General features: G+C 32.2%; 25 protein-coding genes. 17 read left to right on the top strand and 8 right to left on the bottom strand.

Going from position 1 to position 26999, the window contains the following annotated elements:
* Positions 1-38: 38 nt before the first annotated feature.
* The 4 genes from OZP08_RS07220 (at position 39) to groL (ending at position 3468) form a co-directional block, all read left to right on the top strand.
* On the top strand, positions 39-1001 hold the full coding sequence (locus OZP08_RS07220) for a tetratricopeptide repeat protein (protein ID WP_281323333.1): 963 nt from the start codon (positions 39-41) through the stop codon (positions 999-1001).
* An 11-nt stretch (positions 1002-1012) separates the two neighbouring features.
* Positions 1013-1342 (top strand): preprotein translocase subunit SecG, encoded by a 330-nt coding sequence (secG, locus tag OZP08_RS07215; protein WP_268848960.1) that lies wholly within the window; start codon positions 1013-1015, stop codon positions 1340-1342.
* A gap of 137 nt (positions 1343-1479) precedes the next feature.
* Positions 1480-1755, top strand: coding sequence for a co-chaperone GroES (locus OZP08_RS07210; RefSeq protein WP_281323332.1), 276 nt, complete (start codon positions 1480-1482; stop codon positions 1753-1755).
* Between the two features lie 81 nt (positions 1756-1836).
* Entirely contained in the window at positions 1837-3468 is a 1632-nt protein-coding gene (gene groL / locus OZP08_RS07205) for a chaperonin GroEL (RefSeq protein ID WP_268848959.1), read from the top strand.
* Between the two features lie 183 nt (positions 3469-3651).
* Here the strand turns inward: groL and OZP08_RS07200 are convergent, their stop codons facing one another.
* The 8 genes from OZP08_RS07200 to xrtF form a co-directional block, all read right to left on the bottom strand.
* Positions 3652-4329, bottom strand: a complete 678-nt coding sequence (locus OZP08_RS07200) for a DedA family protein (RefSeq protein WP_281323331.1) — start codon at positions 4327-4329, stop codon at positions 3652-3654.
* A 231-nt stretch (positions 4330-4560) separates the two neighbouring features.
* Positions 4561-4902 (bottom strand): heavy-metal-associated domain-containing protein, encoded by a 342-nt coding sequence (locus tag OZP08_RS07195; protein WP_432419636.1) that lies wholly within the window; start codon positions 4900-4902, stop codon positions 4561-4563.
* Positions 4903-4990: 88 nt separating this feature from the next.
* Complete coding sequence (locus tag OZP08_RS07190) at positions 4991-7003, bottom strand: TonB-dependent receptor plug domain-containing protein (protein WP_281323330.1); 2013 nt, start codon at positions 7001-7003, stop codon at positions 4991-4993.
* 62 nt (positions 7004-7065) lie between these two features.
* On the bottom strand, positions 7066-7476 hold the full coding sequence (locus OZP08_RS07185) for an HYC_CC_PP family protein (protein ID WP_268848958.1): 411 nt from the start codon (positions 7474-7476) through the stop codon (positions 7066-7068).
* 71 nt (positions 7477-7547) lie between these two features.
* Complete coding sequence (locus OZP08_RS07180; protein ID WP_281323329.1) at positions 7548-8903, bottom strand: MBL fold metallo-hydrolase RNA specificity domain-containing protein; 1356 nt, start codon at positions 8901-8903, stop codon at positions 7548-7550.
* A gap of 95 nt (positions 8904-8998) precedes the next feature.
* A complete protein-coding gene (locus tag OZP08_RS07175) occupies positions 8999-9826 on the bottom strand; it encodes a restriction endonuclease (protein WP_281323328.1) in 828 nt (275 codons plus the stop codon).
* A gap of 60 nt (positions 9827-9886) precedes the next feature.
* Entirely contained in the window at positions 9887-10330 is a 444-nt protein-coding gene (locus OZP08_RS07170; protein ID WP_268848954.1) for an exosortase F system-associated membrane protein, read from the bottom strand.
* Complete coding sequence (gene xrtF, locus OZP08_RS07165; RefSeq protein ID WP_268848953.1) at positions 10320-10856, bottom strand: exosortase family protein XrtF; 537 nt, start codon at positions 10854-10856, stop codon at positions 10320-10322. The genes OZP08_RS07170 and xrtF overlap by 11 nt, the downstream gene beginning before the upstream one ends.
* Positions 10857-11031: 175 nt before the next feature.
* On the opposite strand from xrtF, the gene OZP08_RS07160 reads away from it, so the two are divergent.
* The 13 genes from OZP08_RS07160 (at position 11032) to rpe (ending at position 26992) form a co-directional block, all read left to right on the top strand.
* Positions 11032-11487: a GAF domain-containing protein gene (locus tag OZP08_RS07160; protein WP_268848952.1), complete on the top strand. Its 456-nt coding sequence runs from the start codon at positions 11032-11034 to the stop codon at positions 11485-11487.
* Between the two features lie 140 nt (positions 11488-11627).
* Positions 11628-11897 (top strand): 30S ribosomal protein S15, encoded by a 270-nt coding sequence (rpsO, locus tag OZP08_RS07155; RefSeq protein ID WP_077374687.1) that lies wholly within the window; start codon positions 11628-11630, stop codon positions 11895-11897.
* A 215-nt stretch (positions 11898-12112) separates the two neighbouring features.
* Entirely contained in the window at positions 12113-14248 is a 2136-nt protein-coding gene (locus tag OZP08_RS07150; RefSeq protein WP_268848951.1) for a polyribonucleotide nucleotidyltransferase, read from the top strand.
* Positions 14249-14547: 299 nt separating this feature from the next.
* A complete protein-coding gene (locus tag OZP08_RS07145) occupies positions 14548-15330 on the top strand; it encodes a hypothetical protein (protein ID WP_281323327.1) in 783 nt (260 codons plus the stop codon).
* Complete coding sequence (locus OZP08_RS07140) at positions 15323-18097, top strand: TonB-dependent receptor (protein ID WP_268848949.1); 2775 nt, start codon at positions 15323-15325, stop codon at positions 18095-18097. Before OZP08_RS07145 ends, OZP08_RS07140 begins: the two co-directional genes overlap by 8 nt.
* 12 nt (positions 18098-18109) lie before the next feature.
* Positions 18110-19321 (top strand): DUF4249 domain-containing protein, encoded by a 1212-nt coding sequence (locus tag OZP08_RS07135; RefSeq protein ID WP_281323326.1) that lies wholly within the window; start codon positions 18110-18112, stop codon positions 19319-19321.
* A complete protein-coding gene (locus OZP08_RS07130; RefSeq protein WP_281323325.1) occupies positions 19309-21072 on the top strand; it encodes a hypothetical protein in 1764 nt (587 codons plus the stop codon). Before OZP08_RS07135 ends, OZP08_RS07130 begins: the two co-directional genes overlap by 13 nt.
* A gap of 297 nt (positions 21073-21369) precedes the next feature.
* Entirely contained in the window at positions 21370-21762 is a 393-nt protein-coding gene (locus tag OZP08_RS07125; protein WP_268848944.1) for a hypothetical protein, read from the top strand.
* A gap of 88 nt (positions 21763-21850) precedes the next feature.
* Positions 21851-23506 (top strand): tetratricopeptide repeat-containing sensor histidine kinase, encoded by a 1656-nt coding sequence (locus OZP08_RS07120; protein ID WP_281323324.1) that lies wholly within the window; start codon positions 21851-21853, stop codon positions 23504-23506.
* Positions 23499-24245, top strand: a complete 747-nt coding sequence (locus OZP08_RS07115; RefSeq protein ID WP_268848940.1) for a LytR/AlgR family response regulator transcription factor — start codon at positions 23499-23501, stop codon at positions 24243-24245. The genes OZP08_RS07120 and OZP08_RS07115 overlap by 8 nt, the downstream gene beginning before the upstream one ends.
* 433 nt (positions 24246-24678) lie before the next feature.
* Positions 24679-24918, top strand: a complete 240-nt coding sequence (locus tag OZP08_RS07110) for a hypothetical protein (RefSeq protein WP_268848939.1) — start codon at positions 24679-24681, stop codon at positions 24916-24918.
* Positions 24919-25134: 216 nt separating this feature from the next.
* Positions 25135-25998, top strand: coding sequence for a sigma-70 family RNA polymerase sigma factor (locus OZP08_RS07105; protein ID WP_007804760.1), 864 nt, complete (start codon positions 25135-25137; stop codon positions 25996-25998).
* 328 nt (positions 25999-26326) lie between these two features.
* Positions 26327-26992: a ribulose-phosphate 3-epimerase gene (gene rpe / locus OZP08_RS07100; protein ID WP_268848938.1), complete on the top strand. Its 666-nt coding sequence runs from the start codon at positions 26327-26329 to the stop codon at positions 26990-26992.
* Positions 26993-26999: the final 7 nt, after the last annotated feature.

Raw genomic sequence — 26999 nt, 5'->3', positions numbered from 1 at the left:
ACCTACAAACAATAACCAACAATTGAAAACTAAAACAAATGAACGTTAGTAGCTATAATTATTTAATAAATAAACCTGACGAAATCAGCGAAACACAAACGTTGGCTCTGGAAAAAGTATTGGATGAATTTCCATATTTTCAGAGTGCAAGAGCATTGCGTCTTAAAGGACTTTACAATCAAAACAGCTACAAATATAATTTTGCATTAAAAGTAGCCGCTGCACACACAACGGATCGTACTGCATTATTCGATTTTATAACTTCAGAATCTTTTATTGCCATCCAAAAGAAGATTTACGAGAAAAAAATAAAAGAACTACTTGACATTACTGTAGTAGACAGTATAATTATTCAGAAAGAAGAAATAACAGAACCTGTAATAAATACGAATACTTTAGAAAAGTCAATTCTCACTTCTATCAAAGAAGCCACGCAAGTATCTGTTGAAGAAAAAACAACAACCACTCTTGAAGAATTAGAAACTGTAAATTCAGCCAAGCAATCTATTTATATACCTGCAACGGAAGAACCTATAGAATTACTTCAAGAAGAAACAAAAACCGCTGCTGAGAAATTAGAAATTGGAAAGCCTTTGGATTTTTCTAAAAGTGAAACACACTCATTTCAACAATGGCTTCAAATTTCCAGAATTCAACCCATAGTTAGAGAAAACACAAAAGAGGACAATACTATGACAAAAGACTCTGCTCTTGATGAAGACAAAAGAAAAAAAGCCGAACTAATAGATAAGTTCATAGAAACCAGTCCAAAAATTCCACCTATAAAACCAGGAGTAGTTTTTACACCTAATCTGGAACTCAACAAAGAGGACAATTCCTATTTAATGACAGAGACTTTGGCCAAAGTATATTTAGAACAAAAAAAATATCAAAAGGCGATACAAGCTTACGAAATATTAATTTTGAAATATCCAGAAAAAAGTAGTTTCTTTGTGGACCGTATAAAGGATATTAAAATAGTACAACAAAATAACAATTAACAATAAATAGTATGTTTTCAATTTTTTTAGTTTTAATTACAATAGTATGTTTTCTATTGATCGTAGTTATAATGGTTCAAAACCCTAAAGGAGGTGGATTATCTTCTACAATAAGTGGTTCTCAAATGTTGGGTGGTGTTCAAAAAACTACTGATTTCTTAGACAAAAGTACTTGGACATTAGCAACAATATTAATTGCATTAATTTTGCTTTCAGGATTAAGTTTTACAGGAACTTTAAGTGATTCCGATTCAAAAATCATCGATAACACTGAAGCTGCTCCAGTTCAAAACACACCTGTACCAGCAAATACGCCTGCACCAGTAACTCCAGCAAAATAATTTATCTATTATATAAATACATAAAATGCCAGCCTGTCAAAGCTGGCATTTTTTATAAGAAAAAATGTCAGTTAACACAATATGGCACAATTTCTGAAATCAAAACATTATAAAAAAAATAATATAAAAATAAAATCATGACTTTAAACATTAAACCACTTTCAGATAGAGTTCTTATCGAACCAGTAGCAGCTGAAACCAAAACAGCGTCAGGGATTTTTATTCCAGATACTGCCAAAGAAAAACCACAAAAAGGAACAGTAGTAGCAGTTGGAAGTGGAACAAAAGACCATACCATGACCGTTAAAATAGGCGACACTGTGCTTTACGGAAAATATGCCGGAACGGAATTAAAATTAGAAGGTAAAGATTATCTAATAATGCGTGAGGACGATATCCTTGCAATAATCTAAAACTGAATATTAAGTAGAATGAATTAAGTATCAAGACAACTTGATAACTTGAAACAAACTAACCTTTAAACAAAAATTAAAATGGCAAAAGATATAAAATTTGATATTGAAGCACGTGACGGATTAAAACGTGGAGTTGATGCATTAGCAAATGCTGTAAAAGTAACCCTTGGTCCAAAAGGACGTAACGTAATTATTGGTAAATCATTTGGCGGACCAAATGTAACTAAAGATGGTGTTACTGTAGCGAAAGAAATTGAATTGAAAGACCCATTGGAAAACATGGGAGCTCAAATGGTAAAAGAAGTAGCTTCAAAAACCAATGATTTAGCTGGAGACGGAACTACAACCGCTACAGTATTGGCTCAAGCCATCGTAAAAGAAGGATTGAAAAACGTTGCTGCCGGTGCAAACCCAATGGATTTGAAACGTGGAATTGACAAAGCTGTTGAAGTTATTGTTGCTGATCTTGCCAAACAAGCCAAAGTAGTAGGAAGTGATTCAGAAAAAATCAAACAAATTGCTTCTATCTCTGCAAATAATGACGAAGTTATTGGTGAATTAATCGCTAATGCTTTCGCAAAAGTAGGTAAAGAAGGAGTAATCACTGTAGAAGAAGCCAAAGGAACAGATACATATGTAGATGTTGTAGAAGGAATGCAATTTGACAGAGGATACCTTTCTCCATACTTTGTAACCAATCCAGAAAAAATGGAAGCTGAACTTGAAAGTCCATACATCCTTTTGTATGATAAAAAAGTTTCTTCTTTAAAAGAATTATTACCAGTATTGGAGCCAATCGCTCAAACTGGAAAACCATTATTGATTATTGCAGAAGATGTTGATGGAGAAGCATTATCAACTTTGGTAGTAAACAAATTGCGTGGTGCCTTGAAAATCGCTGCTGTTAAAGCACCTGGTTTTGGAGACAGAAGAAAAGCAATGTTAGAAGATATCGCAATCTTAACTGGAGGAACTGTAATCTCTGAGGAAAGAGGATACACTTTAGAAAACACTACTCTAGAAATGTTAGGTACTGCTAAAAGAGTAAGTATCGACAAAGATAACACTACAATTGTAAGTGGTGCTGGTGAAGCAGACATGATTAAGAATCGTGTTAATCAAATTAAAGGTCAAATGGAAGCTACAACTTCTGATTATGACAAAGAAAAACTGCAAGAACGTTTAGCTAAATTAGCTGGTGGAGTTGCTGTTCTTTATGTCGGTGCTGCTTCTGAAGTAGAAATGAAAGAGAAAAAAGACCGTGTAGATGATGCACTTCATGCAACTCGTGCTGCTGTTGAAGAAGGAATTGTTGCTGGTGGTGGTGTAGCTTTATTAAGAGCAAAAAATGTACTAAGCACTATAACATCTGACAATTCAGATGAAAAAACAGGTATCCAAATTATATCTCGTGCAGTAGAAGCTCCTTTGAGAACTATTGTTGAGAATGCAGGCCTTGAAGGTTCTGTTGTAGTTGCAAAAGTAACTGAAGGTTCAGGAGATTTTGGATACAATGCTAAAACTGATGAATTTGTGGATATGCTAAAAGCAGGAATCATTGATCCTAAAAAAGTAACCCGTATTGCTTTAGAAAATGCTGCTTCGGTTGCTGGAATGATATTGACTACTGAATGTGCTTTAATTGACATTAAAGAAGATAATCCAGGCGGAGGTGCTCATATGGGTGGTGGTATGCCAGGAATGATGTAATCAGAACATTATATTTTAATATATAAATCCGTCTTGAACTCGTTCTTGACGGATTTTTTATTCTTCATTGCTAAACTTTTATTAGCCCAATGGCAATGTAATCTAATATTTCACAAACTTATTTTCCATAAAAAAACGTCTTGTTAAAAACAAGACGTTTTTTTTATTTTTATGTACAATCTCTTAGCTGATATGTACTCTTTTTTTCAACATTTTAAACAAAACAGGAATAGTCGATATCAAGATAATTCCGATTACTATTTTCTCGATATGCTGTTTTAAATCGATTCCATTTTCTAAAAACATACCATATAAATAGTGACCTGAAAATATTAAAATAAAGGACCACAGGAATGAACTTAGGATGTTATAAAACATGAACTTCTTTTTATCCATCATTCCAATTCCGGCAACTATGGGTGCAAAAGTTCTAAATATTGGAAGGAATCTTGCAAAAATAATAGCCTTACCACCGTACTTTTCAAAAAAATCTTTAGATTGAAAAAGGTATTTTTTCTTAAACCAAAAACTATCTTCTTTGTTGTATAAATAATAACCGCTTTTGGCTCCAAACCAATAGCCCACCATATTCCCGAAAACTCCTGAAACAGCCACTAAAGTGGAAAGTATTATAAGGTTTAAAAAATCACTTTCTATAAAAAGGACATTCTGTATTAGATCACGGCTATAAATTCCCGCAAGAAAAAGTAAACTATCACCTGGAAGAAAAAACCCTGCAAAAAGACCGGTTTCAGCAAAAACAATGAATAAAACAATGTACAGACCCAGTTGAACACCCCCGATTGAAAAAGTTATATAAAATTCGGGATTCAATAATTGGGTCCAGTCAAAATTACTCATAAATTTTTCGCTTTTTTATTTAGGTGGTGAAAGTAAGAATTATTTAGGTCAACCACAATTTATTACTCTATTTTAAAATTTTATTAACGCTAATTAAAACAAAAAAGTATCATAAATAGTATTACTAATTACGATACTTTTTCAATTAAACCCTGTTTGCTTTTATCCCGATATTAACAAATCTTTTTTTATTAGAATCAAAGAAGAAAAACACACATATAAACCTTACAACTATCTCTCATATTGACAACAACTATGAAGGTTGTCATAGTCTTCTTTTGTTGCTTTTAAATCATCGGTATCATGTCCTACTTTAGCAATCGCTTTCTTTACATCTGCTAATGAACACTTTTCTTCATTTACAATTAAGGACAATTGATGCGTTTCAATGCTCCATGAAGCCGACTTTACTCCTGGTACTGAATATGCTGCTTTTTGAATTCTTTTTTGGCATTGCTCACAGTTTCCGTTTACTTCAGTTGTATATTTAGCATTCTTATTTTTCTTCTCTTGACCTTGAGCTGAAAAACCTACAATAGTCATTAGTAAAACTGCAACTATACTCTTAATCATATTGCTGTTTATTCCGAGTTTTTGAATATTTGCTTTCATTTTATATGTTTTAAAATTTGAAATTATTTTTTGTTACTGATTATTGTTCTTATTTTATTTTAAACCTCAATCCTGCATAATACATCTGCCCAAATACTGGCGCATACAAAATAGTAGCATCAAAATAAGGACCAAAAGGATTCTGAGCATCTATTATAGCTTGATTTTGGGTATAATTCCCAATATTCTCTCCTCCTACATACACTTCAAAAGTACTAGAAAATACTCGAGTAATTTGCGCATTCATCAAAGAATATGATGGCGAATAATTTGGGAGTTGATATGCAACAGGATTAGATGCAGTATAAGGCAATTGTTGCTTCCCTATCCAGTTGTATGTAAAGTCAAATTTCCATTGTTGTCCCTTATCTAATATATGGGTTTCATACCCTAAATTTCCAAAAAAACGGTGGGCTGCCTGCAAAGGCTTTTGATACGTTCCTGTGAAGTAATCTGTTTTGATATCATAATATTTATAAGCCGTTCTTAATTCGAGATGCTTCGCCAACTCATAATTAAATTCCAATTGAAAACTATTAGCATAAGAAACTCCATTTAAATTATGAAACACCACTTCCTGAGGACTTTTCATAACATCTACCACAACTTGATTTTGGAAATTAGTTCTGTAGAAATCGGCGGTTATATCTCCTTTTTTACCAAAAAGTTTAAATCCTTGCATAAAACTTAAACCATAATTCCACGCGATTTCAGGATCCAATCCATATATTTTACCATCGGCATTTACAATATCAAAGACTCTGGAACTAGCAAAAAGCGTTTGATTTTCGGCAAAAATATTTGCACTACGTTTTCCTCTACCGGCTGATACTCGCAAGACCCCTTTCTCCCACGGATTGTATTTTATATGCAATCTGGGTGTAACAAAAACACCTAAACGATTCCCGTAATCTACTCTACCTCCAAGAATTAAACTAAAATCATCTTGATTATCATAAGTATATTCAAAGAAGGCTCCTACTGTATTATCAATTCTACTGTAATTTGTTTCATTGACAAACTCAATATAATCGTCATATGTAAAGTTCAAACCTGTAGCAAACTTGTTTTTTTCGTTATTGATAATCGAATTAAAAATCAAGTTTGAATAAAAACTGTTTTGTTTGATATTGTATCCATTCAAACCAAAATAAGAGTTTTGGTCATAACTTGAAAATGCATTTTGAAAGCCAATACTTTGATATGGCATATCCTTAAAAACATAACCTATTTTTGTAGATATATCGATTTTTTTGGTATCGATTTCAGAACCCCAAGAATTGGTTGTCCCCTTATCTGTATCAGGATTAAAACTTAATTGTCCCATCAATTTCGCATCATCCATATACTGGAAGTTAATAAAACTAACCCAACCAGATTCAGGATTGTAGTATTGATAACGATTAAGCAAGTTGATTTGTTTTTGCAAAGGATTATCCAGAAAACCATCCTTATTGTTATCCATTTTAGAATCTCTTATATTACCGTGCAGGAATAAACTAGTAGCCCATTTATCAGACAGTTTTTTATTAAAATTACCATTCAATTCAAAACGAGAATCTGTAGATCCATATATATTCAACAAAAATGGATCACCTGATAATGGCTTGGCTAATTCTGTATTGATTTGTCCGGAAACACTTTCGAAGCCGTTTACCACACTCCCGGCTCCTTTGGTAATTTGAATACTTTCTATCCAAGGTCCAGGGGTAAAGGATAGCCCAAAAACTTGGGAAGCTCCTCGAACAGAAGGAATATTTTCTTGGGTCATCATCAAGTATGGACTTGTTAACCCCAACATTTTAATTTGTTTTGTTCCCGTTAAAGCATCCGAAAAACTAACATCTATAGACGGATTGGTTTCGAAACTTTCGGCAAGATTGCAACAGGCCGCTTTCAGCAATTCCTTAGAAGTAATTAACGATGTATTTCCTGTTACGGTATATGATTTTTGCAAGCTTTTGCGCTGTGTTTTTACTTTTACTTCCTGCAAAGTGTCTTGCGAATAGGAATTAAAAGCAACAAACAAGAACAATAAAGCTATTGTTATTGATATTTTCATGATTTAGATTTAATGATTAAAAATGTCAAACCACTAAGAATTGGTTTGATTCAGCTTAAACATTACAATCTATCGTAAAGGAGGTATTGGCTGTACAGCTTGAAAAGTGGTGGTGCATTGGCATCACAATAGTAAGAAAGATTCAAATTGTTTTTAAAACTAGGTACAGTAGTAAAAACAATTAGGTTGTGTTCCGGAACCAAAAATGTATAATCAAATTGAAAAGAAAATGATTTAACAATTCCGTTATCTACTTTTTTCTGAATGACAATTTTCTTGTCTTTACAACAACTGTCTTTTTTGTCAACAATTTTTTCGCAGCAACCTTTTTCACTTTTTAGTGATGGCAAAGCCGAATTCAAAGAAACTGAGGAAATTTCTCCTCCGCAATAATGTACATTAAAAGCCAGCCCTACATTGGAAACCAATAGTAAAACCGCAAGAAATATGCTTATTTGTTTTTTGAAATTCATTTTGCAAAATTAATATTAATAATCTATTCGAAAATCAAATTCTTGTTAAACTTTAGAAATAGATTTGAAAATCACAACTCGAACACTTGTCCCATCATTGGAATAATACATTCTAAACCGTATTTTTCCTGAATCTTCATCCCTAGCACTTCGGCTGGTTCTTTTTCTCCATGTACCAAAAATACATTTTTAGGTTTTTCTTCCAAATCCGAAAGCCAGTTAATTAGATCCTCCTGATCTCCATGTGCCGACAAACCTTCGATTTCAATTACTTTGGCCTTTACTTCATAAAACTTACCATGAATTTTCACCTCTGCAGCTCCTTCAAGCATTTCCCTACCACGGGTTCCTTCGCCTTGATATCCTACAATAATCACCGTAGTTTCGGGCAATTCAATGTAGCGTTCCAAATAACTCAAAATTCTTCCACCAGTAACCATTCCACTAGCTGCGATTACTAATTTTGATTGCTTATTATAAATCGTATCAATCGATTCTTGATAATCGGAAATCAGAGTAAACATTTTGCACATCGCAATAAATTCGTGTTCAGGTAACTTATGCCATTTTTGATTAGCTGTAAATAATCCTAACATACTTATTCCCATAGGCGTATCTACAATATAAGGGATATTTGGTATCCTACCTTCTTCTTTCAATTTCCACAGCAAGTACATCACACTTTGAACTCGTTCAACTGCAAAACTTGGTATTAAAATAGTTCCTCCATTATGTACTGTACTATTAATATACAATTCAAGTTCTAATTTGGGATCTGTATCCGGATGTAGCTTATCCCCATAGGTGCTTTCAAGAAAGACATAATCAGCTTTTTTAGGCTTTACAGGAGGAAACATCAACACATCATTATCTCGACCAATATCTCCCGAAAAAACTAAAACTTTATTTTCGAGTCGAAGCTCTACAGAACACGCTCCAAGTATATGTCCCGCATTTGAAAAAACAGCTTCAATTTCAGCATCTAAATCAATTATTTCATTGGGATTAATCACTCTAAAACGAGGAAAAACTTTTTCTGCCTGGTCTACAGTATAAAGTGGTTCTGCTTTTTCATGTTTCGAATACTTTCCCTCGTTAGCCAACTTAGCATCTTCTTCTTGAATTTTGGCACTATCTAATAAAATAAGCTTAGCAACAGCTGCTGTTGGGCTTGTACAATATATTTTCCCTTCAAAGCCTTGATTTACTAACCTAGGCAACCAGCCGCAATGATCTAAATGACCATGTGTTAACAATACAAAATCTATCGTTGAAGGCAAAATAGGCAAAGGCTCCCAATTGTGTTCTCTGAGCTCCTTTAATCCCTGAAATTGTCCACAGTCAATTAAAATTCGAATTCCGTTACTTTCTACCAAAGTTTTTGAACCCGTAACCGTTCCTACCCCTCCAATACATGTGATTTTCATTTTTATTATTCTTTAAGTTACTAAGATGCTAAGTTTCTAAGATACTGAGATTCTTAAGCACTTAGTCTCTAAGATTCTCAGCAACTTAGATGTTTTTAAAACCTACACAATGCTGATGCTTCTTTCATCACATTCTTAGTTCTTTTGGGACTCAAACCAATTTTCTCCAAATACGTTCTATCATCAATAATATCCTGAACTAAAATAACATCCAAAATCAATAATTTTTCTTTTTCAGAAAGAGACAATGTTGTCAAACAAGTTATCGGATACAACCTGTGATTATCTATTCTGTTTTTTAAATTATTGGTTGTAGGATGGTCCCAACTCAACAAATTAATACCCGAACATTCTGCAAAATCTACTGCGTCTGTACTAAATCGATTATTGGTAATAATCCAACATTTTGAAATACTTTCCCCTCTGGAAAATATTTCATGCTGTCTCTCTTTCAAATCATTAAAGCGGGATAATATATACATAGGCACTTTCACATCTGTAACAGCATCTCTCCCAACATGAAATTTACATTCTACCATGGTTATGACATTATTATTCTTAACCAAAACATCGACCTCATGGGAAACACATTTGCCTTGCAGATTCAAATTGACTTTGGTTTCATAATGTTCAGAAGCAAAGAGTCGAGCAATAAATTTTTCGAAAAAAAAACCTGTAGGTCCCAATAACCGAATCGCCTCTCTTAAATTATATTGGGCTGCATGCGAATTGGAGGCTTTTTTAAGAAGACCAAAAGCCATTTTATAAATATGTTTGGTAGAAATACCTTCGTAAACTTCTTTTTCAATCAATTGTAAAACATCATCAACGACTGCTGGAGTTGCTCCTGACTTTAGTAAAGACTCCTTCAATTTTGAGCGATTAAAGTCAACAATCACTCCCGAATGTTTTACAATTTTCATCTCTTATGTATTTGACAATTAATCACATCAAAACTTACATTAAAGATATAAAAAAAAGAATTACTTACTTAGTTTTTGAAAATAAAACGCTGGTATAAAAAGAATTAAAAACAAAGGCTGAATCAAAAAACGACGCACATAAAACAATAGAAGATTATTTTGATTCCCATAAAAATAAAGAATAAAAAAGAAGGCGATTATCAAAACTAAGAAAAACAAAAGATACAAAATCGAAGCAAATTTGACCATCTCTTTATCCTTAAAAAGAAAATAAATAATCCCTAATGACAAAGCAGTATTCAAACCATAACGAAACAACATGCCCAAAAATAGTAGTAAACCATTATACTCAGGCAAAGACAATACTATATAATCTCCCTTAAAATAAATCAAAAAAGGATCATAAAATAAATTATCCTCGAAGGCACGAACACCAACTAATAAACAAACCAGAAGGAGTGAAATAAGAATATCTATCTTATTATGAAGTATTTTATTTAGCATATTTTGAAAATTTATTTACCCAAACAATCCACAGAATAAAAACTAAACCATAAATAACTAACGGAAAAAGAACACCATGCAATAGATGCGTTTTACCAGGAAAATAATAAATCAAGATAATCAAAATGGCAATCCGAACCACATTTAGAACATAAATTAGCAGACTTCCTCCAAAAATAAAGAGCAAAGTATTTTTTAAACTTCCAGAAAAAGCCGCAATGAAAGAGATAAATAATATGATTAAACTCACTCCATTACAACCTTCGACAATCCTTACCAATCCTTTTTGCTGATAATACAAAGTAAAAAAAGGCTCTTTACTATCTTCTTTAATAAATACCGATTTATGAAACCAAGAAAGAACGGTTTCAGTGTTTTGTGCTACCAATCGCGTTATTGAATCTACTTTACCCTTCTCAAAACCATCTAGAAAAAGTTGGTACAAAAATGCAAGTAGCGCATAGGTTAGAAAAAAAGTACCTAGAAAAAGTAAAAAAGGTTTGTATAGAGCTAGATATTTTTTCATTCGCAGTTTATATTTCTTTTTATGAATCCCGATAAATAATTACTAGGAAGATATAGCCATTATTCTTTCAAACTTGATCTTTTTTTGGATCAGTCGATTCCAAAATTAAATTTTCATCAAATTTATGCAATTTTAAAATTGGGTTTAAATATTTTTGTAAAAAAATAATAAAAATATGACACTTAAAGAATTAGAACCAAAAGTAACCGAAATCACTTCAAATACAAGTCTTTCAAGAGACGAAAAACTTTTATCCGTTTGTCAACTTTTGAGTGATTCTATTTCTTACTATAACTGGGTAGGATTTTATTTTGCCAATCACGAAACCCAAACGCTCCACCTTGGTCCATACGTAGGTGCCGAAACTGATCATACGGTTATACCATTTGGAAAAGGCATTTGCGGGCAAGTTGCAGTTTCGAACAACAATTTTGTCGTTCCTGATGTAAGTGCACAAGACAATTATATAGCCTGTAGCTTTACTGTAAAATCAGAAATAGTTGTGCCTCTTTTTGTAAATGGAGAAAACATTGGACAAATTGACATTGACAGTCATGTTATTGATCCTTTCACAGAAGCTGACGAACGTTTCTTGGAATTTGTAAACGAAGAGATTGCAAAGTTGTATTAAAAACTTAAAACCCACTACTATTAAGACTTCAAAATGATTTAATTTTTGAATATTTTGAATATTTCAATATTTTACATTACTTTTGCACCCGTCTTGCAATAGCTGTATGACATACATAAAAATCATTAAATAATATTCGAATGTATTTAACTAAAGAAATTAAAGAAGAAATCTTCGCTAAACACGGAGGAAAAGCAGAAAACACAGGATCTGCAGAAGGTCAAATCGCGTTATTCACTTACAGAATTAGCCACCTTACTGAGCACTTGAAAAAAAATCGTCACGATTTCAACACTGAGCGTTCATTGGTACTATTAGTAGGTAAAAGAAGAGCTTTGTTGGATTACTTAAAGAAAACAGAGATTAACAGATACCGTGAGATTATCAAAGTATTGGGTATTAGAAAATAATCAATATACAAAAGAGGTGCGAAAGTGCCTCTTTTTTATTTTAACACTTAGGTTTAAAATTTTCTTTTTAAATTTAAAAAACTGATATTAATTTCACATAAATTGATATTATCATTAAAAAAAGTTTGGTTTTTCATTGGGTTTTAGGCATTAACTACGCAACAACTACAACTACAACACAACTAGAACCCATGTTTAATCACAAAAAATAAAGTATGATTCCAAAAGTTTCAAAAGAAATTATCGATTTAGGAGATGGCAGAAGCATCTCAATCGAGACCGGAAAATTAGCAAAACAAGCTGACGGTTCAGTAGTAGTTCAAATGGGAAATGCTATGTTGCTTGCAACTGTAGTATCAGCCCGCAAAGCCAGCCCTGGTGTTGACTTTTTACCATTAACGGTAGATTACCGTGAAAAATTTGCAGCAGCAGGTCGTTTCCCTGGTGGTTTTTTCAAAAGAGAAGCTAGACCAAGCGATAGCGAAGTTTTAACAATGAGATTAGTAGACCGCGTATTGCGTCCGCTTTTCCCAGATGATTACCATGCTGAGACACAAGTTATGGTACAATTAATGTCTCATGATGATTCAGTTATGCCAGATGCATTGGCAGGATTAGCTGCTTCAGCTGCACTAGCTTTATCTGACATTCCATTTTCTACATTAATTTCTGAAGTACGTGTAGCACGCGTAGACGGAAAATTCATCATTAACCCAAGTCGTGCTCAATTAGAATTATCTGACATCGACATGATGATTGGAGCTTCTAAAGATTCTATCGCAATGGTGGAAGGTGAAATGAAAGAAATTTCAGAAAAAGAAATGGTAGAAGCAATTAAATTTGCTCATGATGCCATCAAAATCCAAATTGATGCACAAGAAAGACTTGTTGAAGCTTTTGGTAGAAAAGAGACACGTACTTACGAAAACGAAAAAGAAGACCAAGCTATTTATGCTAAAGTAAAAGCTGCTGCTTATGACAAAATTTATGATATTGCCAAAGTAGGTTCTTCAAAACAAGAAAGAACAGCTGCATTTGCTGCTATAAAAGAAGAAGTAGTAGCATTATTTACAGAAGAAGAATTGGAAGCTGACGGAGATTTAGTATCTAAATACTTCTACAAAGTCAACAAAGATGCTGTTCGTAATGTAACTTTAGATCTAGGAACTCGTTTAGACGGAAGAAAAACAAATCAAATTAGACCAATTTGGGCTGAAGTTGATTACTTACCATCTGTACACGGTTCATCTATCTTTACAAGAGGAGAAACTCAAGCATTGGCAACAGCGACTTTAGGAACTTCTAAAGAAGCCAACCAAATTGATTCTCCATCTGAACAAGGAGAAGAAAAATTCTATTTACACTATAACTTCCCTCCTTTCTCTACTGGTGAAGCAAAACCACTAAGAGGAACTTCAAGAAGAGAAGTAGGTCACGGTAACTTAGCACAGCGTGCTTTGAAAAACATGATCCCTGCTGATTGTCCTTATACTATCCGTGTTGTATCTGAAGTTTTAGAATCTAATGGTTCTTCATCTATGGCTACGGTATGTGCTGGAACATTAGCATTAATGGATGCTGGTATCCAAATGATTAAACCTGTTTCTGGAATTGCAATGGGATTAATTACTGATGGAGATCGTTTTGCTGTATTGTCTGATATTCTTGGTGATGAAGATCACTTAGGAGATATGGACTTTAAAGTAACCGGAACTGCGGACGGAATCACTGCTTGTCAAATGGACATCAAAATCGAAGGATTAAAATACAACATCATGGAGGAAGCTTTAGCTCAAGCCCGTGAAGGTCGTTTGCATATCCTTGGGAAAATAACAGATACTTTACCAGCTCCAAAAGCGGATGTAAAAGCATATGCTCCAAAAATCATCACAAGAACCATTCCTGGTAACTTCATTGGTGCTTTGATTGGTCCTGGTGGAAAAGTAATTCAGGAATTACAAAAAGCTACCGGAACTACTATCGTGATTAACGAAGTAAACGAAGAAGGTGTTATTGAAATCTTAGGTACTGATCCTGCTGGAATAGAAGCTGTATTAGCAAAAATCGCTTCTATTACTTTCAAACCACAAATGAATGAGTCTTACGAAGTAAAAGTAATCAAGATGCTTGATTTTGGTGCAGTTGTAGAATACACTGCTGCTCCTGGAAATGAAGTATTACTTCACGTATCTGAACTAGCTTGGGAGCGTACAGAAAACGTTTCGGATGTAGTAAAAATGGGTGACGTATTTATGGTGAAGTATTTAGGTGTGGATCCAAAAACCAAAAAGGAAAAAGTTTCTAGAAAAGCGCTTTTACCAAGACCACCTCGTGAGGAGAAAAAAGAGTAATCAGATCTTAGTTTACTAAAGGTTTATTTATAAAGAAAACCCCGTTTCATGTATGTGAAACGGGGTTTTTCAATTTAAAATCCTCTCAAAGAAAAAATCCATCATTAGGTAATAAAACATATAAAATACGAGCTTATATTTTAAAAATTTAAAAAAAATAAAAAAAATACAACATATAGTATTGCTTTTGTAGGATTTAATATTATTTTTATAAAAATATCACAACAATTTATAAGAAATAAAACATAAATTTAACACCTGTTTCCAATCCATAACAAATAGAAATCTCATACTATAAAATGCAATTTATATATCCTAAAATCAAAGTTTCGGTATTATTAATACTTTTTATAACTACAGCATTCAAAACATATTCCCAAACAAATTCTGAGATTTCATTATATACTAAATTTGACTCCATAGTTGGAAAAAAAAATTTAGAAATATATAACGGTCCTAGACAAATCAATTATTACAGAACATTTGACAAAAGTCATAGTTATTATTCTACCGATAATTTCACACTAGGAAATGTACTTTATAACAAACAATATTATTATGATATTGAGCTAAAATACGATGTCAATAATGACCAGTTAGTAATAAAACCAATAGATGAATACAACTATTTAGGTATTATTCTAAGCAAAGAAAAAACAGCTTCTTTTACAATTAATAAAAGAAAATTTGTCAATCTAAATTATGGCAATCCAATACTTCCTGAATACATTAATGGTTATTATGAAGAAATAATCATCGGGAACACACTCATTTTTTATATAAAAAACCAAAAGACCCGTAAAAAAATCATAGACAACAAGCAGACCTCCGATGGAACTGAACAAATTACATATGATGAGTTTACCGACAAAAACACTTATTATATAAAACTCAAAAACACCTTCTACTCAATAAATTCCAAAAAAGAAATCATTACAATTTTCCCAGAAAACAAAAAAGAGATAAAAGAATATTATTCAAAAAACAGTGAGTTAGAACAATCCAACAAAGAATTATTTTTAGAAAATATATTAAAATATATCAACCCCCACCTATTAATAAATCAAACTAAAAATGAATAAATTTACATTAACACTGCTTTTGTTAACAATGTTTTTATGCTCATACAGTCAAGAAAAAAATGATCTCACAATAGAATTTAAGGAAGTAAATAGAAAATCAGCAATAGAAATCATAGAAAAATCAACTGATTACAAATTTTACTTTGACAAAAATTGGTTCAAAAATGACAGTACTTTAATAACTCAACAATATAAAAGCACTTCTATTGAGACAATTCTGAATGGTATTTTTGACAAGACTAATTTAAATTATTTCATAAAAGACAAAAGAGTAATTCTAACGAATAATAGTATCATAAGAGATCAGTTACCCGACAACTATTTCGATGATAAAACAACAAAAAGCACAACCCCAGAACAAAATAAAAGTTCAGACAAACCAATATTTTATGTGCAGTATGACAGTATAAAAAACACAGTCAGAGATCCTGGCATTATACTAATTGGAAAGGAAAAAAAATATATAGAGAAAAAACTATATACTGTTTCGGGTTATATTAGAGATGGAAAAACAAAAAAACTTCTTTCTAACGTAACAATCAGAATACGTAATAAAAATATAAGTGCTGTTACTGACAACGACGGTCATTACACAATGAATGTCCCTTCTGGTCTGAATCAAATAGAAACAGAATCAATTAACCATAAAAAAATCACTAAGACTGTTATGGTATATGATAATGGTAAAATGGATTTATCATTATCTGAAAGTATAAATGAACTAGACGAAGTTATCATTAAAGGAAATTTAAATAAGAATGTAAAAACTGCTGTAACCGGTGTTTCTACAATTGATGTCGAGGGAATTAAAAACGTACCATTAGTACTTGGTGAAAGAGATATTTTCAGGGTTGCCACAACACTTCCTGGAATAAAAACAACTGGGGAAGGATCTGCAGGATTTAATGTTCGCGGAGGTAAAGACGATCAAAATCTAATCCTTTTAGACAATGCCACCTTGTACAATACTTCGCATTTTTTAGGCTTTTTCTCAGCAGTTAATCCGTATACCACTAGCAAAGTAGATATTTACAAAGGCAGTATACCCGCAGAATTTGGCGGAAGACTTTCTTCTGTATTCGATATCAGTTCCAAAAAAGGAAACCCAGATAAATTTTCCGGAGAAGGTGGTATCGGATCTGTAACGAGCAATCTAGCTATTAGTACTCCAATCATAAAAGGCAAATCAAGTTTATTAGTAGGTGGAAGAGCTACCTACTCTGACTGGATTTTAAAAAGATTAGACGAAGAATCATTAAAAAATAGTGAAGCCTCATTTTATGATGGGACACTAAAATACAATCATAAAATTAATGATAAAAACAATTTTGAATCAACATTTTATTATAGTCATGACACCTATAGCATATCATCTGATTCATTATACAAGTACAGCAATCGTTTAATTTCTTTAGAATGGAGTCATATATTTAATAGCAAAAACAAAACTGCATTAATTTTTACAAATAGCGAATATAAATTCAACATCGATTATCAAACAGAGGGAATAAACTCTTTTGATTATGGATACAAATTAAAAGAAACTCAATTCATTCTTAATTTTAACAGCATATACAATAAAAAGCACACCTTCAATTATGGTATTTCAAGTAAATTATACAAAACTGATCCTGGACATTTATCCCCTAATAAACCAGAATCAACAATAAAACCCATAGACATTGAAGACGAAAAAGCCTTAGAATCAGCAGCATATTTTACTGATAATTATGCTTTAAACGATAAAATATTAATAAGCACTGGCTTACGCTATTCTTATTATGCCGCTTTGGGGGAATCAACCCAAAGAATTTATCAAGATAATCTCCCAATAAATGACAATACTGTAAAAGGATCGCAGACATACAAGAACAACGAAGTCATTAAAACATATGGTGGTTTTGAACCTAGGCTAGCTGTACGTTATTTATTTACAGATAATTTTTCTATCAAAGGAAGTTATGATAAAACTTTTCAATACATCCATTTACTAACGAGTAACACAACACAATCTCCTACTGATGCATGGAAACTTTCTGATTTGAATATTGCTCCACAAGAATCACAACAATACTCATTAGGACTTTATAAAAATGTATACAATGATATAGTCGAAATAAGCTTAGAGGGGTATTATAAAAAATCAAAAAATCTGCTTGATTATAAAGTAGGTGCCGAACTAATTTTAAACGAAAATACTGAAACGCAGCTTTTACAAGGGGAAGGAAAAGCCTACGGAGTCGAACTATTGCTAAAAAAACAAATAGGCAGATTGAACGGATGGCTCGGATATACTTATTCCAGAACTTTTATAAAACTGGATAGTAATTTTAATGATGAAAAAGTAAACAATGGAGCTTATTTCCCAACAAATTTTGACAAACCACACGAAGCAAGTGCTGTCTTAAATTACAAATTCACAAAACGCTATAGTCTTTCTACTAATTTCATTTATCAATCAGGAAGACCTATAACCTACCCTATTGGCAGTTACATGTATAACGGATTAGAATACACTCTGTATAGCGATAGAAATCAATATAGAATTCCGGATTATTATAGATTAGACATAGGTTTTAACATAGAGGGAAATCATAAAATAAAAAAACTGAGCCATAGCTTTTGGAACATATCAATATATAATGTTTTAGGAAGGAACAATCCTTATTCTGTGTTTTTCGTAACAAAAGAAGGACAAATAAAGGCGTATAAAACATCTATTTTCTCAGTTCCAATACCAACTATTACTTATAACATTAAGTTTTAATTACAACACTATATGAAAATTAAAGACAACATTACTTCTCATTTCATTAAGTATATACTTATTTTTAGTGTTATACTATTCACTAGCTGTACAGAACAATATGTTTTACAATCTAATACATTTGAAGATATACTAGTTGTAAATGGCATTATCACAAATGAATTAAGATTACAAGAAATCAAAGTAAATAGAACCTACCGATTGGAAGAAAACAAACCAGTTTTTGAAAAAGGGGCAAATGTATATATTACAGACAATGACAATACAGTTTATGAATTTGAAGAAGATGTAGATTCATACATTTCAAAATCGGCCTTTAAAGCAATTCCTGGAAAAAAGTACCAATTAAATATAATAACCAAAGATGGCAAGTCATACTCATCGACCCCAGAAATATTAACTCCGGAAAGCGAAGTTCAGGTTACTCCAATAGTTCAGACAAACGAAGGTGAGAAGGGAGTAAATATAAACGTTAGTAGTTATGATCCAACTGGTCAATCAAAATTTTATAGATACGAATATGATGAAACCTATAAAATTATAGCTCCCTATTGGAATCCAAATAAATACATAATCGCTCCTTATTTAACACCAGACGGAGATCCTGATTTTTTAGTAGTCCCAAGAACAGGGGAAACAAGAACTTGTTATACAACAAAGTCATTGGATGACTTAACTTTGAAAAGTACAGTAGGATTAACAGAAGATCGAATAAACTTCCCTATCAGATACATAAGCGTCAAGGATCCAATACTTAGAGAACGCTATAGTATAATTGTTCGTCAATACGTACAAAACTTAGCATCTTACACTTACTACAAAACATTGAAAGATTTATCTATTTCAAAAAGTATATTATCACAAACCCAAACGGGTTTTAATTATGGTAATCTAAAATGCAATGACAATCCAAATGAGAAAATTGTCGGCTATTTTGAAGTTTCTTCGGTATCGTCAAAAAGAATTTTTTTCAACTTTATCGATATATTTCCAAAAGAAGCTAATTACCCTCCATATTTTATAAAATGTAATACAATAGAAAAATCAAATTGCTTCAAAGAAAAAGGCTGTGGTGGTGCTTTTATAGAAGCATATGTAAATTCTGTTTTCTATGTCTATTACGGTAGTACAGATGACAATCGCATCTATACTTTTGTAGAGGCTGATTGCGGTGATTGCACAAAATTCTCATCAAACATAAAACCTTTATTTTGGATAGACTAATAAAAAAAATTGCCATTGTGTTGCTTATAATCACAAACACTTTTGCATCAGCTCAAAATAGTGAAATAATAAAAGACTCCAATTCTGGCTCGGTCAATGAAAGCATATTTATTCATTTAAATACTACTACATTACTCGTAGGCGAAAAATTGCTTTGCAAATTATATTGCATAAACCCAACAAACAACAAACAAAGTACCTTAAGCAAAATTGCTTATATCTCACTTACCAATAGTGAGAATCAAACTATTTTCACCAATAAAATTTACCTTGAAAATGGTAATAGTCAAGGTGATTTCTTTATGCCAACAACACTTCCCACAGGTAATTATAAACTAACGGCCTATACTAAATTAATGCTAAACAAGCCTGAATTTAAAAAAACAGAAATTGACTTATTTATTATAAATCCGTATTTAGAAAACGAAAAAAACATTCTAGCCAGTAATCCCGATATAGCAGCAAAAGAAAATAAAACCATTCAAAAAGAAGCAGAAAGAACAAAGATCGAAAGAAATGATTTCTTTGCAATGCAATTAGATAAAAGAACTAGCGCAAGCAGGGAGAAAATGACTTTTAAAATCAAATCGTTAAAAAACTCTCCTGAAAAAGGAAACTATTCCCTTTCGATTCGAAAAATTGATGATTTGCCAAGCATCAAGCAAAAAAATGCACTTGAATATATTCAGACTAACAAAACATCTGCTATTTATTTAAACAAAAAAATATTATACACCCCTGAACTTCGTGGAGAAATCATTACTGGAACAATTTCAAACAACAAACAGCCACAGGAGTTAAACAACAAAACCATAGCATTATCAATACCAGGCAAATCATTTGCCATGAAAATTGTTAAAACAAATCAACAGGGGCAATTTAAATTCATTCTCGACAAAGACACAAACAATTCGGATATTGTCATACAAGTAATAGAAAATGATAAAGAAAATTACAAAATAGAATTAGACAATCAAGAAAGTTTTAATGAATCCGAATTAAAGTTTACCAACCTATTAAAACTTACCGTAGAAAACAAAAAAACTCTGGAAGAACGATCAGTTGCCAATCAAATAGAGAATGCATATTACGCAATAAATAAAGACAGCATAATACCGTCTCAGCAAACAGAACCCTTTTATCATCCTTTTGAAAAAGAATACATTCTAGATGATTACACACGGTTCCCTAGCCTAAAAGAAACAATTACTGAGGTTCTTAAAGAGATATACTACCGACAGACAAACAATAACTACTCTATCCATGTTAGAGATACTCATTATGATTTAACGAATTTTAATGAACCTACATTAGTATTAGTCGATGGATTGGTTATACAAAACATCAATGAGTTATTTGATTACAGAACAGAGAATATCTACAAAGTTAGTCTTGTCACAGGAGTCTACTTTTATGGACCAAAAGCATTCAACGGAATTGTAAATATCACTACAAAAAACAATGATTACCAAACAAAAGCATCAGGTGATTATATTTTAAAAAACAAAATAGTAAGACCATTAAACAAGTCTATTTACTACTCTCCGGATTATTCAGATCAGACCAAATACGAAAGAATTCCTGACTACCGCTATCAGTTGTTATGGCTCCCTCAAATCAATTTGGACAATACTGATAACCCAATATCTTTTTATACCTCCGATGTAATGGGAACATTCGAGATCACACTTGAAGGATTTACAGATCAGGGAATTCCAATCTCCCTTAAAGACACTTTTGAAGTACAATAAATACCTCCAAAAACCCCAATTCATCTTTTAGATTTGGGGTTTTTTCGTTACGAGCTCAATTTTCTTCAAAATTGAATTTCGAAAAAGAATCTTACTTAATGATCTGATTATTTTTTACTTCTAAAACTAATATCCTTAGAAATCAAAAAAATACAAATATTGTGAAATTTCACACATTTTAAACAGAATAGATAAAAAAATCACAAAAAAATAATAAAAACATTACGCATTATACAAAGAAAAAAAATATCTTTAACCCGAAATTACTCCATTTATTTAACTCGTAAAAAAAAGACTATGGCATTTAAGGTTATCCAAAACACAAAAATCAACACCGAACCATTCACTTTCTTAAGCCCTAACACGGTTACTTATCCTGTGGCACCATTAGTATCTGCAAAATTTTACACTCCAGAAGGTGGCTCTCTAACCCTAAAAATAAGAGCAACTTTATATATAAATTCTGACGATCCAGTTGCTCCTACAGTAGAAACACCTACAGAGAAAGGAACGGTTTTAACCATGAAATACGATTATAATTTCTCCGAAGTTACACCAGAAACTTGCGATGTGTGGTATGTAGAAGTAGACTATACTTCAGATACCGTGTCAGATATAAACAAAATTGAATCTTTTATGATAAACTTAGATCCTGAAACTTCAAGAGGAACTACAACAAATCTTCCATAAAATGAATTTAAATATCAATAAATATTTTTTTTGTTTTGTCTTGGCACTTCCCTGTTTTCTTTTTTCACAATCCAAAGAGAATAATTTATTGGAAAAAAAAATTCTTCACCAAAAATCAATTGAATTTAAGGAAGAAAAAAACTTTGTTAAGGCCCAATCTTTTTATTTAAAAAAAGATTGGGATTCTACCTTAGTATACTCAATGAAGCAATTAAGTATTTGTAAAAACAAATCTCTAGCTGAATATTGCCACTATTTTAGGGGAGCTAGTTTTTATTACAAAAAACTATATAAAGAGGCAGAAAAAGAATTTTTATTAACATCAAATTCTTTTCAACTTTCATCAATCAAAAACTTTATTCTAGGCGCTTCAATTTTAGAATCAAGAGATTATAACAAAGCTCTTTTTTATTTTAAACTATCTGAATTACTATCCATCAAATCAAACAATATTGAATGTCTAACAGATGCATATAATGGAATTGGTACAACTTACATTTTTTTAAAACAATTTGATAAAGCAGAAAAGTACCTTCTTAAGAATTTACAATTAAACAAGAAAACCAAAAATGAGGACAGAACATGCACCTCATATATGAATCTTGCTAATTTGTATTACGAACAGTATAAAGACGATTTGGCAATTTTTTATTTTAAAAAATCCTATGAAACATCTAAAAATGTAAAAGCTTTTGATAAAAAAAGAGATGCTTCAAAAAACATGGCCGTTGTAGAAGAAAACAGAAACAATTACAAAGAAGCCTTAACTTATAGAAAGGAATCCGAGAAATGGCAAGATTCTCTGAACAACCAAAACAAAGTTTGGGCACTTGCTGACTATGAAAAAAAATATGCGGTAGCGCAAAAACAAAAACAAATCTCAGTTTTAAAGATTGAGAACAAGCTAAAAGACACTCAACGTAATACTATGTTTTACTCAGTATTGGGATTGTTATCACTTTTGATAGGAGGTGTTTATGTATACGGCCAAAAAGTAAAAAATGCCAAAATCATTCTCAGTCAAAAAGTAAGACTAGATGAACTCAATGCCACCAAAGACCAGCTGTTTTCAATCGTGAGCCATGATTTACGCTCTTCTGTCAATGCCTTAAAAAACAGTAATACCAAATTAACCAACTCCCTGCAAACCAAAAACTACAGTGAACTTAATCAGCTCCTAAACCAAAATAGTGTTATTGCAAACGGCGCTTACAGTTTACTGGACAACTTGCTTCATTGGGCATTATTACAAACCAAACAGCTCTATTTTCATAAAGATTCTGTTCATCTATTTTCAATTGTACAGCAAATAGAATACAATTACAAGTCTTTATTAATAGACAAAGCCATTACTTTTGAGAATACAGTTTCTAAAAATGATTTCATCTTTGTAGATCTCGATTCGTTAAAAATTATACTGCGCAACCTACTGGACAATGCCATAAAATTCTCTCATGAAAACGGGAAAATCAGTATATATACCATAGAAACAAATACCAATTTTTGCCAACTCGTAATTCAGGATACCGGTCTAGGAATGGATCAAAACACTATAGCCAACTTACTTGAAGATAGTGAAGCCCTAGCCAAAAAAGGCAACTCAGAAATCATAGGAACCGGACTTGGAATTCAATTATGCAAGCAAATGGCAAAGAAAAATGGTGGTTCGCTAACAATTGAAAGCGAACTCAACAAAGGAACCAAAATGATACTTTCGCTCCCAAAAACAGAACAAAATGGATAATATCAATGTACTTATTATAGAAGACACACAAGAACAAAGTGATGCTCTAAGCAAAGTCTTACTAGCCAACAAATACAACGTAGTAGGAGTTGCAAAAAATTATACAGATGCGTTGACCTTATTCTACCAAAATACGGTAGACATCATCATTATTGATGTATTTCTAGACGGAAAACCAGATGGTATAACCTTTGCCGAGACCATCAGTATCGTACCAAATGCATCGAAACCCTTTGTATTTTTGACCAGTTCCCAAGATCGTCAAATTTTTGAAAGAGCCAAACTCACCAAGCCTTTTAGCTTCTTGGTCAAGCCCTTCAATGAATTAGAAATTCTCTATGCCTTAGAAATGGCTGTTGAAAAATTCTACGAACAAACCAATGTCTTTTTAAGCGAAGAACAAAACACCGTAATCAGCAATGATTATATGTTCATCAAAAAGAAAAATGCCCTTAAAAAAGTGGCTCTCCAAGACATTCTCTATATTGAAGTTGAAGATCGCTATTGCAACATCATTACCGAAAAAGAAAAATTTGTCATCTTGATTTCGTTAACCAAAATAAGTGCACTACTTGACAAAGACAAATTCATCAAAACTCACAGAAACTACATTGTAAACACTGATAAAATAGAAGAAATAATCCTTGCTGATAACCTTGTTATCCTCAAAGGGAATCATAGAATAAACCTAAGTGACACTTATAAAGATTTTATCAAGAAAATGAATATTTTATCCTAACTATTCCTGTTTTACATCAATCAAAATCTCCTCTTCTTTCGAGGAAGTTTTTTATTGGTTTCAATTCTTTCAAGACTATCTTAATATTTAGATACTCCCCTTCAAATATGAAGCTTGTCATACTTTTTTTGTGTCCTAACAAGGAATGCAGCGATCAAATATAGCTCGATGGCTTACTCGGATTAAAAATTCATAGTAAAGTAATGGATTAATTTTATTTATACCAATTCGATTATATTCCTTATAATCTTAAGACCTTATTTTAAATAGACGACGATAAAAGTCCAAATTAATTTGCATTAAACATCTCATACCAACAAAAACCGTACTCATGACATTCGTTTCATTATACATTAATTTCTAAAATAATTTTACAATAGGAAAAAGGCTCAAAGCAAAGAGCTTGTTTAAAACTCAAATAAACTCGAACACTATGAGACTCGAACTTAACACCCCAATCATTATGCGGCTCAAAACTATTTTCAACAAAATCAATCCTTGGCTTGGACTTATAGGTTCATTATTTCTTATTATTCCAAGTTTGTATGATATCCTGGATGAGCCATTGACTCCTAGTAGCGACCACTTAATTCTGGCAGTTGGCATATTTTTTATGGTTTTATTTTTAAAAGTAATATTCAACAGAATTATCAATTTAGAAGACATAGAATAGATCCATAAAAACAAAAAACAGCTACAGCTTTTTACCATTATTGCTTACATAAACTAATCTTTTAATATTCAACTAAGTTAATTCAGAATACCTGTTTCAATCTTTTGAGACAGGTTTTTTTGCATATTTTTAAAATAACAATACTTTTTTTGTAACTTTCTTGCAACTCCGTACGTATAACAATTTGTACACTTAAAAATTGAGGAGACAAGAAACATGAGACAACTTAAAATTACCAAGCAGGTTACCAATCGTGAAACTGCTTCATTAGACAAATATTTACAAGAAATTGGAAAAGTTGACCTTATTACCGCTGACGAAGAAGTAGAATTGGCTCAAAGAATTAAAGCTGGTGACCAAAGAGCTTTAGAAAAACTAACAAAAGCCAATTTACGTTTCGTAGTTTCGGTAGCCAAACAATACCAAAATCAAGGACTTACCCTTCCTGATTTGATTAACGAAGGAAATCTTGGTTTGATAAAAGCTGCACAACGTTTTGACGAAACACGTGGTTTCAAATTTATTTCATATGCTGTTTGGTGGATTCGTCAATCGATACTTCAAGCTTTAGCTGAACAATCTCGTATCGTTCGTTTGCCTTTAAATAAAATTGGTTCTATCAATAAAATCAACAAAATGTACGCCTTACTGGAGCAATCTAATGAGCGCCCACCATCTGCTGAGGAAATTGCCAAAGAACTGGACATGACCGTAAATGACGTAAAAGAGTCTATGAAAAACTCAGGACGTCACTTATCTATGGATGCACCTCTTGTAGAGGGAGAAGATTCTAACCTTTACGATGTATTGCGTTCTGGAGAATCTCCAAACCCAGACAGAGAATTAATTCACGAATCATTACGTACTGAAATCGAACGTTCATTAGAAACATTAACTCCTAGAGAGGCTGATGTGGTTCGTTTGTACTTTGGTCTTGGCGATCAACACCCTATGACACTAGAAGAAATAGGTGAAACTTTCGACCTTACCCGTGAACGTGTACGTCAAATCAAGGAGAAAGCAATCCGTAGATTAAAACATACTTCTAGAAGTAAAATATTGAAAACGTATTTAGGTTAATTTAAAATATCCCCAAATTAAAATTTTTAAAATACTCTAATTTTTAAATCTTTTAATTCAACTTGAACAACAGTCTGATTAACTGTTCGTTTTTTGATTGATGATTGAAACTCCGGCTGATTACCGGAGTTTTATTTTTTATACCTATTATTGTTTATTCCAAATTTTATTATTCTTGCTATCAACAATTAAAGAAAAGTTAATCTTTGTGAACTTCACTAAAAACTTTACAGCATTGTGACAAAAAAAGTTAATTTTGCAAAAAATAACTACTAAACACTACAATGGAATCGCTTTTGCGATTCATGAATAGAAAAAAACAGAAAAAATGAGTAAAAACACACTTATTGCCCCTTCAGTACTGGCTGCCGATTTTGCTAATCTGCAACGTGATATAGAAATGATCAACAATAGTGAAGCTGATTGGTTTCATATCGATGTAATGGATGGTCATTTTGTTCCAAACATATCTTACGGAATGCCTGTTATTCAAGCTATAAAAAAGCATGCTACCAAACCATTAGATGTTCACTTGATGATTGAAAAACCAGAAAGATACATCGAAGAATTCGTAAAAGTTGGTGCAGACATCATTACCGTACATTATGAATCTACAGTTCACTTGCACCGCACACTTAGACAGATAAAAGCTGCTGGTTGTAAAGCTGGAGTAGTTTTAAACCTAACAACACCAGTATCTGTTTTAGAAGACATACTTTCAGAATGTTATATGGTTTTAATAATGTCAATAAACCCAGGTTTTGGAGGTCAAAAGTTCGAAGAAATAACATATGATAAAGTTCGAAAGCTTAAAAAAATGATTACTGAACAAGGACTTGACACCTTAATAGAAATAGACGGTGGAGTAACCAACAAAAATGCAGTTCAATTGGTTGAAGCAGGTGCTGATGTTTTAGTTGCTGGAAGCTATATTTTCAATGCTGAAAACCCAACACAAACCACAGCTGATTTAAAAAAATTGACAGCTATATAAAACACAC

It is taken from the genome of Flavobacterium aestivum (assembly GCF_026870175.2).
GTDB lineage: Bacteria > Bacteroidota > Bacteroidia > Flavobacteriales > Flavobacteriaceae > Flavobacterium > Flavobacterium aestivum.
This window is presented reverse-complemented; position numbering and strand designations above follow the sequence as displayed.